16 protein-coding genes are annotated in these 15,876 nt (G+C 62.1%); 6 read left to right on the top strand and 10 right to left on the bottom strand.

All coding sequences use genetic code 11. The features are described from left to right. Positions 1-3 precede the first annotated feature (3 nt). From ACP7B7_RS28705 to ACP7B7_RS28680, 6 genes are all read right to left on the bottom strand, one after another. Positions 4-1,083, bottom strand: coding sequence for an ABC transporter permease (locus ACP7B7_RS28705; protein ID WP_374694218.1), 1,080 nt, complete (start codon positions 1,081-1,083; stop codon positions 4-6). Continuing rightward, a complete protein-coding gene (locus ACP7B7_RS28700) occupies positions 1,080-2,609 on the bottom strand; it encodes an ABC transporter ATP-binding protein (protein WP_426078983.1) in 1,530 nt (509 codons plus the stop codon). The genes ACP7B7_RS28705 and ACP7B7_RS28700 overlap by 4 nt, the downstream gene beginning before the upstream one ends. Before the next feature lie 80 nt (positions 2,610-2,689). After that, on the bottom strand, positions 2,690-3,685 hold the full coding sequence (locus tag ACP7B7_RS28695) for a BMP family lipoprotein (protein WP_426078982.1): 996 nt from the start codon (positions 3,683-3,685) through the stop codon (positions 2,690-2,692). A 285-nt stretch (positions 3,686-3,970) separates the two neighbouring features. Next, positions 3,971-4,873, bottom strand: coding sequence for a LysR family transcriptional regulator (locus tag ACP7B7_RS28690; protein WP_426078981.1), 903 nt, complete (start codon positions 4,871-4,873; stop codon positions 3,971-3,973). Between the two features lie 81 nt (positions 4,874-4,954). Next, positions 4,955-5,884, bottom strand: a complete 930-nt coding sequence (locus ACP7B7_RS28685) for a pseudouridine-5'-phosphate glycosidase (RefSeq protein ID WP_426078980.1) — start codon at positions 5,882-5,884, stop codon at positions 4,955-4,957. Between the two features lie 13 nt (positions 5,885-5,897). Beyond that, entirely contained in the window at positions 5,898-7,031 is a 1,134-nt protein-coding gene (locus ACP7B7_RS28680) for a carbohydrate kinase (RefSeq protein WP_426078979.1), read from the bottom strand. Between the two features lie 314 nt (positions 7,032-7,345). On the opposite strand from ACP7B7_RS28680, the gene xapA reads away from it, so the two are divergent. The 5 genes from xapA to ACP7B7_RS28655 all read left to right on the top strand — a co-directional run bounded on the left by xapA (position 7,346) and on the right by ACP7B7_RS28655 (position 12,567). Continuing rightward, positions 7,346-8,185: a xanthosine phosphorylase gene (gene xapA, locus ACP7B7_RS28675; RefSeq protein WP_312439318.1), complete on the top strand. Its 840-nt coding sequence runs from the start codon at positions 7,346-7,348 to the stop codon at positions 8,183-8,185. Positions 8,186-8,290: 105 nt separating this feature from the next. Beyond that, positions 8,291-9,484: a phosphopentomutase gene (locus tag ACP7B7_RS28670; RefSeq protein ID WP_426078978.1), complete on the top strand. Its 1,194-nt coding sequence runs from the start codon at positions 8,291-8,293 to the stop codon at positions 9,482-9,484. Between the two features lie 30 nt (positions 9,485-9,514). Continuing rightward, on the top strand, positions 9,515-10,837 hold the full coding sequence (gene deoA, locus ACP7B7_RS28665; RefSeq protein WP_426078977.1) for a thymidine phosphorylase: 1,323 nt from the start codon (positions 9,515-9,517) through the stop codon (positions 10,835-10,837). Positions 10,838-10,937: 100 nt separating this feature from the next. Next, positions 10,938-11,345, top strand: coding sequence for a cytidine deaminase (locus tag ACP7B7_RS28660; protein ID WP_426078976.1), 408 nt, complete (start codon positions 10,938-10,940; stop codon positions 11,343-11,345). A gap of 10 nt (positions 11,346-11,355) precedes the next feature. Next, the gene (locus ACP7B7_RS28655; RefSeq protein ID WP_426078975.1) at positions 11,356-12,567 is read left to right on the top strand and encodes a nucleoside deaminase; all 1,212 of its coding nucleotides are present in this window, start codon (positions 11,356-11,358) and stop codon (positions 12,565-12,567) included. Here the strand turns inward: ACP7B7_RS28655 and ACP7B7_RS28650 are convergent. From ACP7B7_RS28650 to ACP7B7_RS28635, 4 genes are all read right to left on the bottom strand, one after another. Then, positions 12,564-13,724, bottom strand: coding sequence for a dipeptidase (locus tag ACP7B7_RS28650; RefSeq protein WP_426078974.1), 1,161 nt, complete (start codon positions 13,722-13,724; stop codon positions 12,564-12,566). The genes ACP7B7_RS28655 and ACP7B7_RS28650 overlap by 4 nt on opposite strands. Before the next feature lie 11 nt (positions 13,725-13,735). Continuing rightward, positions 13,736-14,158 carry a VOC family protein gene (locus ACP7B7_RS28645; protein ID WP_308922924.1) on the bottom strand — a complete coding sequence of 141 codons (423 nt, stop codon included), beginning with the start codon at positions 14,156-14,158 and terminating at the stop codon, positions 13,736-13,738. Between the two features lie 125 nt (positions 14,159-14,283). After that, positions 14,284-14,550 (bottom strand): hypothetical protein, encoded by a 267-nt coding sequence (locus tag ACP7B7_RS28640; protein ID WP_426078973.1) that lies wholly within the window; start codon positions 14,548-14,550, stop codon positions 14,284-14,286. Positions 14,551-14,697: 147 nt separating this feature from the next. Continuing rightward, a complete protein-coding gene (locus ACP7B7_RS28635; RefSeq protein ID WP_308922922.1) occupies positions 14,698-15,195 on the bottom strand; it encodes a hypothetical protein in 498 nt (165 codons plus the stop codon). 227 nt (positions 15,196-15,422) lie between these two features. Between ACP7B7_RS28635 and ACP7B7_RS28630 the strand changes: the two genes are divergently transcribed. After that, positions 15,423-15,803 (top strand): collagen-binding domain-containing protein, encoded by a 381-nt coding sequence (locus ACP7B7_RS28630; RefSeq protein ID WP_426078972.1) that lies wholly within the window; start codon positions 15,423-15,425, stop codon positions 15,801-15,803. The last annotated feature ends 73 nt before the right edge of the window (positions 15,804-15,876 follow it).

Here is a 15,876-nt window from a genome sequence, read left to right as displayed (position 1 = left end):
GTGTTAGCCTTTGGTGCGCTTGAGCAGGGCGGAAATGGCCGGGGCGTAGAAGTTCTCCATCGCGCCGCAGAACAGGATGATCAGGCCCTGGATAAAGATGAAGGTCTCGGTCGGGATATTCGGTTTTTCCAGCGACAAGTCAAACCCGCCCTGTATCAGCGCGCCGAACAGCACTGCCGACAGGAAGATGCCGACCGGATGCTGGCGGCCCATCAGCGCAATCGCGATGCCGATGAAACCCGCGCCGCCGACGAAGTTGAGCGACAGGTAGTGGGTCGAACCCATGATCGAGTTGACCGAACCCAGGCCCGCCAGCGCACCCGAAATCAGCATGACGATAATGATCATCTTGCTGATCGACACGCCCGCATAGTGCGCCGCATGCTTGTTCAGGCCGGTGGCGCGCAGCTTGAAGCCCCACGACGAGCGCCAGACCATCACGCCATACACGGCCAGCGCAATGATGGCCAGAATAAAACTGATGTTCAGCGGCGTGTCGCCCAGGGCCGGGAACCAGGTCGACAGGCGCGGCATTTCGCCGCCTGCGGCAAACACGCGGCTGGCCGTATTCTGTTCGCCCGGCGGGATCAGGTATTTCACGATCACGAAGTTCATCAGGCTGGCGGCGATGAAGTTGAACATGATGGTGGTGACCACGATATGGCTGCCGCGCTTGGCTTGCAGATAGCCGGGCAACAAGCCCCACAGCGCGCCGAACAGGGCGGCGCCGATCATGGCGGCCGGGATCAGCAGCCAGGCGGGCAGGGTCTGGTCGAACGCCAGCATGGCGACGGTGAGGCCCAGGCCGCCGATATACATCTGGCCTTCGCTGCCGATATTGAACAGGCCGGCCTGCATCGCCACCGACACGGATAGCCCCGTGAAGATGAAGGTGCTGGCGTAGAACAGGGTGTAGCTCAGGCCTTCCGGATTGAGGATGGCGCTGTTGACAAGGATGCCCAGCGATTCGCCCGGATCTTCGCCCAGCAGATAGATCACCAGTGCCGCGACCAGCAGGGCCGACAGCAGGTTTAACATGGGCATGACAAAGGCTGTCGCCCAGCGTGGCAAGTCGTTATTCATGATTTGTGCATTCCCCCCATCAGCAGGCCGATGCGGGTGGTATCGAATTCTTCAATTTTCAGTTCGCCGGTGATGCGTCCGCCGCACATGACCAGAATGCGGTCGGCCAGCGCCCGCACTTCTTCCAGTTCGACCGACACCAGCAGGATTGCCACGCCCGCGTCGCGCAGGGCCAGCAATTGCGTATGGATGCTTTCGATGGTGCCGATATCGACGCCGCGCGTCGGTTGCCCGACCAGCATCAGTGTCGGCTTGGCCAGCACTTCGCGCGCGATCACCACCTTCTGCTGGTTACCGCCCGACAGCAGGCCGATGCGCAGGTCCGGATTGGCCGGGCGCACGTCGAAGGTTTTCAGCAGTTCCGCGCAGCGCGCGCCGATGGCCTTGAAGTTGAACAGGCCCCAGCGGTTTTTCAGGTGATCCTGGTAACCGAGGATGGTGTTCTGCATCACCGAGAAATTTTTCACCACGCCGTCGCGCAAGCGGTCTTCCGGAATATGGGCGATGCCCAGGTCGCGGAACACCAGCGGCAGGCCGTCGGCGTCGTGACGCTTGCCGAACGGCAGGTCCTTGCCCTGGAAGCGCAGCTTGCCCGAGGTGGGCAGACGCATGCCGGACAAGATCTCCAGCAGTTCGCTCTGGCCATTGCCCGAGACCCCTGCAATGGCGACGATTTCGCCGGCGCGCAGATTGAAACCGATGTCGGCCAGCAGTTTGACCTGTTGCTCGTCGGCCAGTTGCAAGCCGTCCACTTCCAGCACGGTCGCGCCCGGATTGTAGGGCGCGCGCGGCAAGTGGCTCTGGATCGGGCGGCCCACCATCATGTTGGCCAGCTCTTCCTTCGAGGTGCCGGCGGTGGCCACGGCGCCCACCACCGTGCCGCCGCGCATGACGGTGACGTTGTCGGTGATTTCCAGGATTTCCTGCAGCTTGTGCGTGATCAGGATGATGGTCTTGCCCTGCTCCTTGAACAGGCGCAGGATCTCGAACAGCGAGGCCGTTTCCTGCGCCGTCAGCACGGCCGTCGGCTCGTCGAGGATCAGGATATTGGCGCTGCGGTAGATCTGCTTGAGGATTTCCACGCGCTGCTGGGCGCCAACCGACAAATCTTCGATCTTGGCCAGCGGGTCGACGTCGAGGCGGTAGCGCGTGCAGATCTCGCGCAGCTTCGCTTCGGCTTCGGCGCGGTGGTTGGCCAGGCGGAAACCGCCTTCCGTGCCCAGCATGATATTGTCGAGCACGGTGAAGTTCTCGACCAGCATGAAATGCTGGTGCACCATGCCGATGCCCAGTTCGATGGCTTCCTGGCTGTTGCGGATAGGCTGTACTTTTCCGTCGAGCAGGATTTCTCCGCCGTCGGCACGGTAATACCCGTACAGGATGCTCATCAAGGTCGATTTGCCGGCGCCGTTTTCTCCCACCAGGCCGTGGATGCTGCCCTTGGCGATGGAGAAACTGACGTCGGTGTTCGCCTTCACATGTCCAAAATGCTTGGAAATGCTGCGAAATTCTACTGCTGGCTGCATAGGCTCATAACTGGATAGTTTCATGGAAACGCGCCGCGCGGAGGTCAACCCCGGCGGCGCGTTCAGAGATACGAAGAAAGTTAAACCGGGCAGCTGCTGCCGACGCGGTAATCGATCACCTTGATCTTGCCATCGATAATGTCCTTGCGCGCACCCAACACGCGCTTTTCGATTTCCGGCGTGATCAGCTTGCGGTTGTTCGCATCGAGCGCCCAATCCACGCCGCCTTCTTTCAGGCCCTTGTAGCTGACGCCGCCTTTCCAGGTGCCGTTTTTCACTTGCATGAAGCTGTCATACACGGTGTTGTCGACGCGCTTGACCATCGAAGTCAGCATGGTGCCCGGGTACAGATGGTTCTGGTTCGAATCGACGCCGATCGCCAGCTTGCCTTTTTCCTTGGCCATTTGCAAAGTACCCATGCCGCTGCCGCCGGCCACCGCGAACACCACGTCGACGCCGCGCTCGAATTGGGAGCGGGCCAGTTCACCGCCCTTGGCCGGGTCGTTCCAGGCGCCCGAGGTGGTGCCGACCATGTTTTGCGTCAGTTCCGCTTTCGGATTGACGGCCTTGATGCCTTGCGCGTAACCGCAGGCAAAGTTGCGGATCAACGGGATATCGATGCCGCCGATAAAGCCGATTTTCTTGCTCTTGCTGGCCATGGCCGCAGCCACGCCCACCAGGTAGGAGCCTTCTTCTTCCTTGAACACCACCGAGTTGACGTTGGCGCCAGCGGCCTGGCCGTCGATCAGCACGAATTTCACGTTGGGAAATTCCTTGGCGACCTTTTGCACGGCTTGCGTCTGGGCAAAACCGATCGCGGCGATCATGTCGAGTTTCTTGCGGGCCAGGCCGCGCATGACTTGCTCGGCTTGCGTATCGCTGGAGGCCTGTACTTCGATAAAGGAAATGCCGGTGTCTTTTTTGAAGCGCTCGGCGCCTTCGAAAGCGGATTGGTTGAACGACTTGTCGAACTTGCCGCCCGCGTCATACACGACACCCAATTTTGGGTTAGCCGCGGACGCTTGAGCAGCCAGAAAAGCGGCTGCGATCGTCAAACTAAATTGTGTAAGTTTCATGAATTGGCTCCTGGAAGATCGATATTGTATATTTTTTATAGGGCAAACAGAAAATTTGGGGCCGATTTAGCCTGTTACGCCTGCAAGAATCGATGGTTCCTTATCAACATTGCACCGTATCGCAGAAGAAAGTTGCTGTTCGCTGCGGTTGTTGTGACCAGGGTGTGATGCGTATGCAACAGTTCGCCTTGGGCGTTCGAACCACTATGCATCATGGCCGATATGTATGGCAAATACGTTTTTGTTTATGGATTTATATGTATCGGATATAAATCCAAGGCAACATCAGGCGGCAGGCGGATTGAGGATATTCAGAAAGGCCCGTACCACCGGCGCGTCGTCGAGCGTGGTGTAGCTGATATACAGATTGGCCGATGGGGGATTGGTCTTGATCGGCAGGAACACCACGCCGGGCCAGCCGATGCGGCTGGTGGTTTCCGGCACCAGGGTCACGCCCAGGCCCACGCCCACCATGGCCAGCAGGGTTTGCGGTTCGTTGGCTTCCTGGAAAATCATCGGTTCGAAGCCGGCATGGACGCAGCATTGCACCAGGTAGCGGGGAAAGGCCGATTTGTCCAGTGCCAGCGACAGCATCGGTTCGTCGGCGATATCGATCAGTTCGATGGAAGCGCTCTTGGCCAGCCGGTGGTGTTCGTTGACGGCCACGCAGACATTTTCACGGAAGCACAGCTCCTGGCGCAGATTGTCGTGGCGCAGGTCATCGTCGTTGAGCTTGGGTTCGCGCCAGAAGCCGACGTCGATCTGCTTGCTGCGCAGCGCTTCGTATTGCACCGTCGGCCCCAGTTCATGGATGGTCCAGGTAACGCGGGGAAATTTCGACTGGAATTGTTCCAGCAGGCTGGGGATCGGGCCCCACATGGCCGAGCCGACGATGCCGACCCGCAAGCGGCCCACTTCGCCACGGTCGATCTGGCGGATGGTATCGATGGTCATGCGCATCTTCCCCAGCAGGTCGGCCGCCTCGTGCATCAGGGCCTTGCCCGCCACCGTCAGTTCGAAGGTGCGGGTGGTGCGTGCAAACAGCCGCACGCCCAGTTCGTTTTCCAGTTTCATGATCTGCTGGCTCAGGGGCGGCTGCGAGATATGCAGGCGCTCGGCTGCGCGGCTGAAGCTTTTCTCCTCGGCGACGGCGAGAAAATACTTTAACTGTTTCAGATCGATGGACATGCTTTCCTTGGCGTGCGTGATGCCTGGCGGGAACAACATGCGAGCCGGATTCTGCCCGCACGTTTCTTTACAGCAGTCCTATTATCGGGGCAGCACCGCCTGCATGGCAATGGCGAGCTTGGTGCCGACCTGGGCATTGTGCTTGACCAGCGCAATATTGGTGGCCAGGCTGCGGCCGTCGGTCAGCTGCTTGATGCGCGACAGCAGGAACGGCGTGACCTGCTTGCCTTTCACGCCGCCGGCGTCCGCTTCCTGCAGCGCCTGGGTGGTAATCGCGTCGATCTCTTCCTTCGGCATCGCCTGCGCGGCCGGCACCGGATTGCTGACCACCACGCCGCCTGTCAGGCCCAGCTGCCATTTGGTGGCAATAAAAGCGGCCTGCTCGTCGGCGCTGTCGAGGCGGAAATCGGCCTGGAAGCCGCTTTCGCGCGTAAAGAAAGCCGGGAAACCTTCCTGGCCCACGCTGATGACGGGCACGCCATGGGTTTCCAGGTATTCCAGCGTCAGGCCAATATCGAGGATGGATTTCACGCCGGCGCACACCACCGCCACCGAGGTCTGCGCCAGTTCCTGCAGGTCGGCCGAAATATCGAAGCTGGTTTCCGCGCCGCGGTGCACGCCGCCGATGCCGCCGGTCACAAACACACTGATGCCGGCCAGTTCGGCGCAGATCATGGTGGCGGCCACCGTGGTGGCGCCCAGTTTCTTCTGCGACAGCACGAACGGCAGATCGCGGCGGCTGACCTTCATGGCGTCGGGCGAGGTGCCCAGCAGTTCCAGCTGCTCGGGCGACAGGCCGATGCAGATCCTGCCGTCGATAATGGCGATGGTGGCCGGCACGGCGCCGCCGTCACGGATGATTTGTTCCACTTCGCGCGCCATCTCCACGTTTTGCGGATACGGCATGCCGTGCGAAATGATGGTCGATTCCAGCGCCACGATGGCCTTGCCGGCCGCGCGCGCGTCCAGTACTTCTTGCGAGAACAAAAGGGAGTGATGTAGTTGGGTCATGCTGTTGATCCTGTCAATCAAGGGGAATAGGGCCGTCCTCGATATCGTCGAGGACGCTGGCGGAAATCAGGGGTGACACGGTGGCGCTGGAGGCCAGGGTCATGGCGGCCAGCTTCAGGCCGCGCCGGCACGCCAGTCGTAAATCATTGCTGTCGTGATACAGCGACCAGCAGACGGCGGCGGAAAAGGCGTCGCCGGCGCCGGTGACATCGATCGCCTCGACGGCCAGGGCGGGCAGGTGGGCCATGCTTGCGTCCGCTCCTGCGCCATCGCTGAACAACACGCCGTGTGCGCCCAGCGTGACGATCAGCTGGCGCACGCCCTGGCGCAGCACTTCGTGGCAGGCATCACGCAGCGCCTCGTCGGTCGGCAGGGCGCGCGCGACACGCGTTTCCAGCTCGCCACGGTTCAGGATCAGCAGCTGCAAGCCCGCCAGGTCTTGCGGCAGGTGCGCCATCTTCGGCTGCGAGACGGCCACGATCACCAGCGGTGCGGCGTTCTCCTCGGCCGCCCTTGCTTCGTCCAGCAGAAAGGCCACGCTCTCCATGCCAAGATTCAGGTCGCAGACGGTCAGTGCCGCTTGCGCGCGCTGTGGCTGGCGGCTGTGCAGAAAGGCCGGCGTCAGCTGTTCATACAGCTGCATATTGGCCATCGCCAGCAGCATTTCGCCGTGTTCGTCGAGCACGGCCGTATAAGTGCCGCTGCCGGTATTGGCCAGGTGCAAGCTGCCGCGCATGTCGATGCCGGCGTCTTCCGCATGGGTTTGCAGCGCGTGGCCGGCCGCATCGTCGCCCAGCGCTGTCAACAGTGCCACCGGCAAGCCCAAGCGGGCCAGGTTTTCCGCGATATTGCGGCCCACGCCGCCAAATACCTCGGTCGAGCGCACAGGGTTCGAGGTGCCCATCTGCAAGGCGGCCAGGGTGCGCATCTTGCGGTCCAGGTTGGCGGCGCCCAGGCACAGCACGGGCCGGCTGTCGGGCAGCACATAGGCGCGGCCCAGCAGGCGGCGTTCGCGGATCAGGCCGGCGATATGGCCGGCCACGGCCGAACGGGACAAACCCAGTTCGGTCGCCAGTTCCTGCTGCGAAATAAAGGGATTGCTGCGTATCAGCGCATACAGCTGGTCTTTTTTGGAAAGGTCGGTCACGGCGGGCCTGGAATAAACAATTGTCCGCAAGATTAAACTTTTGTTTTAAGGCTGTCAATCGCAGTCTGCCCCCATTGCTGGCAGGGCCGGGCCCGCTGCTTTATAATGCCGGCCATTTATATATCTTTTGTATAAATGCGCAAGAAAAATGGTATTTGCCATACATATTGCGCTTGATGCATAGTGGCGCCTGATAGCACCCAACCGCATGTCGATAGTCCTGTACAGAATCGCGCCTACCACGCCTGCTGCAGGATTCAAGCAAAAGATCCAACACCGATCCGCAGACCAACTCATCAATCACGAGGACCATCATGTCGAATAACGCCCCTTTCCACGCCGCCGAAATCATCCGCGCCCGCGCCCCAGAAAATTTCAAACCGCGCGTGGCGATGATACTCGGCTCGGGCCTGGGCGTATTGGCCGAGCAGATGACGGACGCCGTCAGCATCAGCTTCGACGAACTGCCGGGCTTCCCGATCAGCACCGTGCACGGCCATGCCGGCGAACTGGTGGTCGGCACCCTGTCGGGCGTGGCGGTGGTGTGCATGAAAGGCCGCGGCCATTTCTACGAAGGCTACGGCATGGGCGTGATGACCAGCGCCATCCGCACCCTGAAGCTGCTGGGCTGCGAAATGCTGTTCGTCACCAATGCCGCCGGTTCCCTGCGCCCTGAAGTGGACGCCGGCAGCCTGGTGGCCATCAGCGACCATATCAACCTGCTGCCGGGCACGCCGATGGTCGGCCCGAACGACGACCGCTTTGGCCCGCGCTTCTTCAGCATGGCCAACGCCTATGACGCCGAGCTGCGCCAGCAGGTGAAAGACACGGCTGCCGCCAACGGCATCACGCTGCATGAAGGCGTGTTCGTGGCCTACCCTGGCCCGAACTTCGAGACGGCCGCCGAGATCCGCATGATGGCCCGCCTGGGCGCCGACACGGTCGGCATGTCGGTGGTGCCGGAAGTGGTGTCGGCCCGCCATTGCGACCTGAAAGTGGTGGGCGTGTCCGTCATCACCAACCTGGCCGAAGGCATGTCGCCGTTCGCCCTGTCGCACGAGCAGACCCTGAAATACGCGGCCATCGGCGCGAAAGACCTGGTCAAGCTGATCCTGGCTTTCCTGGCCAACGTTGCCGCCAAGCCACAGGCCTGAGCAGCATTTCCACCGCCGCGCGGCCAGTGCCCATGAGCCAGCCGCGCGGCGAGGCCGAACGATCCGGCCTACACTATCCGCATCACCCCTAAAGCGAGCCTTATCATGTCACGTGCATTTATCCTCCTGCTTGATTCCTTCGGCCTGGGCGCGACGCCAGACGCCGCCAAGTACGGCGATGCAGGCGCCAATACCTTTGGCCATATTGCCAGCACTGTCGCCAAAAGCGGCAAGACCTTGAAACTGCCGAACATGGAACGCCTGGGCCTGGGCGCCGCCGCCCACCTGGCCAGCGGCGAATGGGCCACCGGTTTCGACCAGCGCGACGGTTTTACCGGCGCGTATGGCGCCGCGCGCGAGCGCTCGACCGGCAAGGACACGCAAAGCGGCCACTGGGAAATCGCCGGCGTGCCGGTCGAATTCGACTGGGGATATTTCCCCCGCACCACGCCATCGTTCCCGCAAGACCTGACCGACAAATTGAAAGCGCTGTCGGGCGTGCCCGGTTTCCTCGGCGACTGCCACGCTTCCGGCACCGACATCATCAACAAGCATGGCGACGAGCACGTCGCCACCGGCAAATTGATCATCTACACCTCGGGCGACTCGGTGATGCAGATCGCCGCGCACGAGGAATCGTTCGGCCTCGAGCGCCTGTACGCAGTGTGCGAAATGGCCTTCAAATTGGTCGAGCCGTACAATATCGGCCGCGTGATCGCGCGCCCGTTTACTGGCAGCAACGGCAACTACACGCGCACCAGTAACCGCCACGATTACGCCGTTGCGCCGCCCGCGCCGACCCTGCTCGACCACGTGAAAAACGCCGGCGGCGAAGTGGTGGGATTGGGCAAGATCAGCGATATTTTCGCCACGAAAGGTATCTCGCGCGTGGTGAAAGGCGTCGACAATATGGCGCTGTTCGAAGCGCTGCTCAAAACCGCCGATGAAGTGCAGGACAAGTCGCTGACGTTCGTGAACTTCGTCGACTTCGACCAGGCCTTCGGCCACCGCCGCAATACCGAAGGCTATGCCGACGCGCTGCGCGAAATGGATGCCCGCCTGCCCGAGTTCATGGCCAAGCTGAAACCGGGCGACCTGGTGGTGATTACCGCCGACCATGGCTGCGATCCGACCTGGCACGGTTCCGACCATACGCGCGAACATATCCCGATGATCTTCTTCGGCCCCGGCGTGGCGCCGCGCGCGCTCGGCATTTCCGAGAGCTTCTCCGATATCGGCCAGACCCTGGCCCATCACTTGGGTGTCGCGCCGCTGGCCAATGGCATCAATGTGCTGTAAACGCGTCTTCATTTTCAGATTGGAATTTCAATGTTTCTAACCCAGGAAATCATCCGCAAGAAGCGCGACAAGGGTGTGCTGAGCGCCGAGGAAATCCAGTTTTTCGTGCGCGGCATTACGGATGGCAGCGTCAGCGAAGGCCAGGTGGCCGCGCTGGGCATGGCGGTGTTTTTCAATGACATGAACATGGATGAGCGCGTGGCGTTCACCCTGGCCATGCGCGACTCCGGCCACGTGCTGGACTGGCGCTCGCTGAACCTGCCGGGCCCGGTGGTCGACAAGCATTCGACCGGCGGCGTGGGCGACGTGGTGTCCTTGCTGCTGGGGCCGATGATCGCCGCTTGCGGCGGCTATGTGCCGATGATCTCGGGCCGCGGCCTGGGCCACACGGGCGGCACGCTGGACAAATTCGACGCCATTCCCGGTTACTGCACCGTGCCGGACAATGAATTGTTCCGCAAGGTGGTGCAGGAGATCGGCGTGGCCATCATCGGCCAGACGGCGCAGCTGGCGCCGGCCGACAAGCGTTTCTACAGCATCCGCGACGTGACCGCCACGGTGGAATCGGTGGCCATGATCACCGGTTCGATCCTGTCTAAAAAACTGTCGGCCGGCCTCGATGCGCTGGTGATGGACGTCAAGGTGGGTACGGGCGCCTTTATGCCGACCTACGACAAATCGGTGGAATTGGCCGAGAGCATCGTTGCCGTCGGCAATGGCGCCGGCATGCAAACCTCGGCCATTTTGACCGACATGAATGAATCGCTGGCGCCGTACGCCGGCAATGCGCTGGAAGTGCGCGGCGCCATGGATTACCTGACGGGCCGTTCGCGCCCGGCGCGCCTGCATGAAGTGACCCTGGCGCTGTGCGCCGAAATGCTGGTGCTCGGCGGCCTGGCCGCGACCGAAGAGGAAGCGCGCGCCCAGCTCGAAGCGGTGCTGGCCTCGGGTGCGGCGGCCGAGCGTTTTGCGCGCATGGTGTCGGCCCTGGGCGGCCCGGCCGATCTGGTCGAGAACCCGGACAAGCACCTGGAGCTGGCGCCGTTCGTGGTGCCGGCGCCGGCGCTGTCGGCCGGCTTTGCCCATGTGCGCGACTGCCGCGCCATCGGCCTGGCCGTGGTGTCGCTGGGCGGTGGCCGCCGCCGTCCGACCGATGCGATCGACTTTGCCGTCGGCCTGAGCGAACTGGTCGGCCTGGGCGAGCAGGTCGCCGCCGGCCAGCCTCTGGCGATGGTGCACGCGCGCACGGAAGCGGCGGCGCAGCAGGCCGTGAAGGAAATCCAGGCGGCGTACGAGATCAGCCCGGTGGCGTTGACGGCCAAGCCGGTGATTTATCGTACCATTCGTCCGTAAAATAAAATCTGGGGCCAGACCCCCTCGGCCGTTAGCGCAAGCCGCTGAGTTTGCGGCATTGAGGGTCTGCCCCCCGCAGTAACGCTTTCAAAGGTAATAAATGAACAATGAAGAACTGATCGCCGAAGCCAACGCTGGCCGCGAACTGGCGTACGCGCCATACTCGCGTTTCAGGGTGGGCGCGGCGCTGCTGTGCAAGGATGGCCGCGTGTTTCGTGGCTGTAACGTGGAAAACGCCGCTTACGGCCTGTGCAACTGCGCCGAGCGCACGGCGTTTTTCAGCGCCATCGCGCATGGCTGCAAACCGGGCGATTTCGCCAAGCTGGCCGTCACCGGCGATACGGCGGAACCGATTTCGCCGTGCGGCGCCTGCCGCCAGGTAATTTTTGAAATGGGCGGCGCCGACCTGCCGGTGATACTGACCAACCTGAACAACGATATCATGGAAGTGACGGCGGGCTGGCTGCTGCCGCATGGTTTCGGCAGTTCCGACCTGGACATGAAATAAGCGCATCCGTTTGAACAAAACCATCGACATCCAGGCCGCCGTGGCGATCGCCGCGGCCGAGGCCCTGGCGGCAAAGACCCAGGGCACTTTCGGTGTCGGCGGCGTGCTGCTCGACGGCTTTGGCAATGTGCTGCAGTCGATGCACAACAATGTGGTGCTGGGCGGCCTGGTGCTGGACCCCACCGCGCATGGCGAACGTCAATTGATCGACTGGTATTTTGCGCAAGTGGCCGCAGGCGCCGCCTTGCCGCCGCCGCAGGAACTGACCCTCGTCACCTCGCTCGACCCCTGCTGCATGTGCACCGGCGCCATCCTGGCGGCCGGCTTCAATGTGGTGGTGGCGGCGCCCGATGGCAATGCGGGCATCAATTACGACAATCAGGCCAGTTTCACGGCCTTGCCGGCGCCGCTGCGGGTCCGGGCCGGCAGCAGTTTTTGTTATCCGGCCGTGCGCGGCGCCACGCCGTATGCGCGCGCCGCCTCGGGCGCGCCACCGAAATCCTTTTTTATCGGCAAGAGCATCAACGAAGCCACGCAGGCGCTGTGCACGCTGGTGTTCGAATCGATGGTCACGCAGGTGATGCAGCTGCTGCATGCCGGTGACGAGAGCCCTGCCTGCGATCCGGCCACCTTGCCGCACGACCATGCGGTGGTGCGCGCCTTGCGCCAGCGCTACCCGGATGCGTTGACATACCGCGGCGCGCCGCATGCGCCCGGCGCCGGCCTGGCGCCGTTCCTGCTCGCCGCGATGGCGCAGGACCGCCGCAATGGCGGCGCGGGCGAGGCGGCCGCCTTGCTCGACTCCTTCGGCAACTTGCTGCTGTGCCTGCCGGGCCAGCAGGCCCTGTCGATCATCCGCACGCCCTTTATGGAATGCACGCGCCAGTATGCGCAGCTGCGCCATGAATTGATGGTGGGAAAGGACAGCGCGCAGCAGGAGGAATGCAAACGCTATCTGGGCCATCCCAAGCACGGCACTTTTGTGTTGTCCGGCGGACTCGACGACAGCGCCGCCAGTTTCATGACCTTGGGCGCCTACGGTTCGACCATGGAAGGCGCGCTGCCGGAAAACAATCCGGCCCAATTCCAGTATGTGCGGCCAGGCATGGCGCACAGCGACTTGCTGGCGCTGTGCCAGGCACTGCCGCCGCTGTACAGCAAGCTGATCCAAATCCAGCCGCGCCAGGTGGCGGACCAGGCCCTGATCGCGGCGCTCGCTTAAGCGTCGTCGTCGGGAAGATTCTTCAGCAGGAAATCGCGCACGTTTTCACCGGCGATGCGCCGTATCTGCGCCGGCGATAATCCCGCGTCCAGCAGCGCCTGCGTCAAGCGCGGCAGGCCGGCCGCATCGATGGCGGTAGTGACGGCGCCGTCGAAGTCCGAGCCGTAGGCCACGTGCTCCACGCCCATCACCGACACCGCATGCTTGATGGCGCGCGCGATGGCTTGCACATCCTTGCCGCAGACGGCCGTGTTCCAGAAGCCGATGCCCACCAGGCCGCCTTGCGCGGCGATGCGTTTCAGTTGCGCGTCGCTCAGGTTGCGCCCGTTGGCGCAGGTGCCGCGCACGCCCGTGTGCGACACCATCACGGGCCGTTTCGCCAATGTCAGTACCTCATCGATGGTGGGGCCCGACGCATGCGCCAGGTCGACGATCATCTTGCGCTGCTCCATGGCGCGCAGCCAGTCGCGCCCCAGAGGCGTCAGGCCGCCCTTTTTCATGCCGTGCTGCGAGCCCGACAGTTCGGTATCGAAAAAATGCGTGGGCGCGGCCATGCGGTAGCCGGCACGGTACAGCATATCAAGATTGCCGAGCTTGCCTTCGAGCGCATGCGCGCCTTCCAGTGTCAGCCAGCCTGCCATCAGGCGCGGCTCCTTGTCGCGCGCGGCGATAAAGTTGCGCAGCTGGGCGCGGCTGCCGATCACGCGCATGCTGCCCTGGCTGGCATCGGCCAGCTGGTGCAGCTCCTTGGCCTGGTACAGCGCGCGTGCCAGCAGGCTGTTCCAGGTGGCCGGTGGCAAGCCCTGCGCCATCACCAGCGCCGTGATGTTGTCGCTGTCGCCGTCGTTGCGGTCGATATTCATCTTGCGCGGGGTTTTCGTCACCACCGAAAACGCCTGCAGCGCCACATTGCCTTGCGCCAGGCGCGGAAAGTCCACGTGGCCGCGTCCGCCAGCCTGGTTCAGGTCGCGCTGCCACAGCAGGCTGTCCGCGTGCAGGTCGGCAATCCACAGGCTGCGGTGCAGCGACTGGGCCTGCTTTGATGGCGCCGGGGCGGTGATGGGGTAGACCTGGTTGATGTTCTTGTCGACCAGCGCGGGGGTGGCCAGGAAGCCGCCGAGCAAGACCAGGCCGGCGGCCGAAATGCTGATGATCATGGTTCTCCGTTTCACCATGGGTCGTAAGTGCCCAGGCTCCAGACATGGCCTTCGGGATCGCGGCAGGTAAAGCCGCGCCCGCCGTATTCTTCATCCTTGATATCGAGCACGATCTCGGCGCCGGCTTCGACGGCGCGCCGGTAGACGCTGTCGGCGTCGTCGACCACCAGGTAGCAGCTTTGCGTATTGGCGCCGTCCAGTTCGCGCGGCTGGCGCATCAGGCGGCCGTATTCGCTGTCGGTGACGGAGCCGAGCATGATCATGCCGTTGCCGAAGCTGAGCTGGGCATGGGCGATGCCGCCGTCGTTGTCGGGCACCACCAGCTGCTTTTCAAAGCCCAGTGCCTGGCACAGCCAGGCGATGGCGGCCGGCGCATCGTGGTAGCGCAGGCAGGGGATGGTGGTGGCCTTGGTGGCTTTTGCGGTGATGCTCATGGGAACACTCCTGTAACGGGGATGGAGTAGCTTCGATCATGGATGGCGCGCGGCGTTCCATGCCACGCGGTCCATTCCACTATAAGCTACCCTTGCCAGCCCGGCAAGAATGATTCCCTTGCCCTTTATTGCGGCGGTTGTTGCGCCGCGGCTTTTTTATTCCAGCCGAAGCCGCCGCTGTTGCTGGCCCATTTGACCAGCAGGAAGATCAGGAACAGGGTCAGCACCAGCGGCAGGATGGTGATGAACAGGGCCAGGCCGATGGCGCAGGCCAGCAACATGGGCCAGGACATGGCGCCCACGGCGTCGACGCCCTGGCGCGCCAGGCCGGACAAGCCTTGCCAGAAACTGTCGAAGCTTGCATTGCCCGGTGCCGAATTGATGTCTTTCATGCCGTTCTCCTGTCGTTGTCGAGTGCCTGTGGCCGTCTGATGGCCTGGCGATGACTGCACTATAGCGGGCAGCTTGTTGGCCAGCATCAAGACTGCGACGAATTGCAGAATCGCCGGCATGAACGACGGCATGACAGGATAAAACGCTTACTCGAAGACCTTCAGTTTCAGCTGGAAGCTCAGTGCGCCGTACAGGCGGTCCTTGTAGGACGGCACGATGGCGATATTCACGCCGACGCGCTGGTATTCATAGCTGACGGTGGGGATAAGGGCCGGGAACCAGCCGCCATCGCGCATCTTCGGATAGCCGTTGAAGCCGCCGATCACGGCGCCCACGCGCAGCGGGCCGACATGGAAGGGCTGGTAGTACACGCCGAGATAGTTCGAATAGGCGCGGTCGCTATTGTAGAAGCGGCCTGCCGTGGCCGACGCCACGGTGGAAAAACGGTATTCGGCGCCCAGGCCCGGATTGCCGTCGTTCAGGTTCTTGTCGCGCTGGAAGTGGTACGAATAAAAACCCGCGTTGAGCCAGGTTTCGCTCAGGGGCTGGTTCTCGATCATGCCCACGGTTTGCGCCTGCGCCGCCGACGCCAGGGTGATAAGCGCCGCGCAGGCCGCCTGGCGCAGCAATGGTAACTGTTTCATGCCTGTCCTCTGTCAGTATTGAGCGCGCCATGCTATCACTGGAATATTGTTCCTTGGGAATTTCATTGAGCGCATTCGCGGCTGGCCTGCTGGTGGCGGATACTGATAGAGTTGCTCTCCGGAAAATATTTGTTGTTTATTTAGTACAAGTAATCTATTTTTGAGACAAGTAAAAAGGCGTAAATATGATATCCTTGAGGTAAGTTAATGTTAATTTTGGAAATAAAATGAAAACCTTGTCGAAATTGCCTGCGCTGTTGATCCTGTCCACCGCCTTGGCAGCAGGCGCGGCCCGGGCGGGTGTTGTCGAGATCAATATCGGTGGCGCCAACCTGTATTCGCTTGGTAACTTCAATCCGACCGGCGCCGAGGTTCAAGGCTCGTTACTGGTCGGCAAGGATATGAACGCTGCCAGTTACACGGTAAATAAAAACAATAAGGATGCATTCGGTAGCTCGGGATACGCGCTGGTGGTCGGTGGCAACCTCAGTTACAACTCCGGCTCGATCCAGAACGGCAGCTATTATGCTGGCGGCACCACGAATATCACGAGCAATACCGGCTTGGATACCGCCACCAAATCGAGCACTTCGCCGGTCTCGTTCTAAAGTGGACCCCACCGTCAAGACAATTCGTACCAGAGTTTAAGCTATGGTCATGCCACTGCTTACAGCGGAACAG

The organism is Janthinobacterium sp. PSPC3-1, assembly GCF_049896105.1.
Classification (GTDB): Bacteria; Pseudomonadota; Gammaproteobacteria; order Burkholderiales; family Burkholderiaceae_D; genus Janthinobacterium.
Note: the sequence above shows the minus strand (reverse complement) of the source record. Positions and strands in the feature narration are given on the sequence as shown.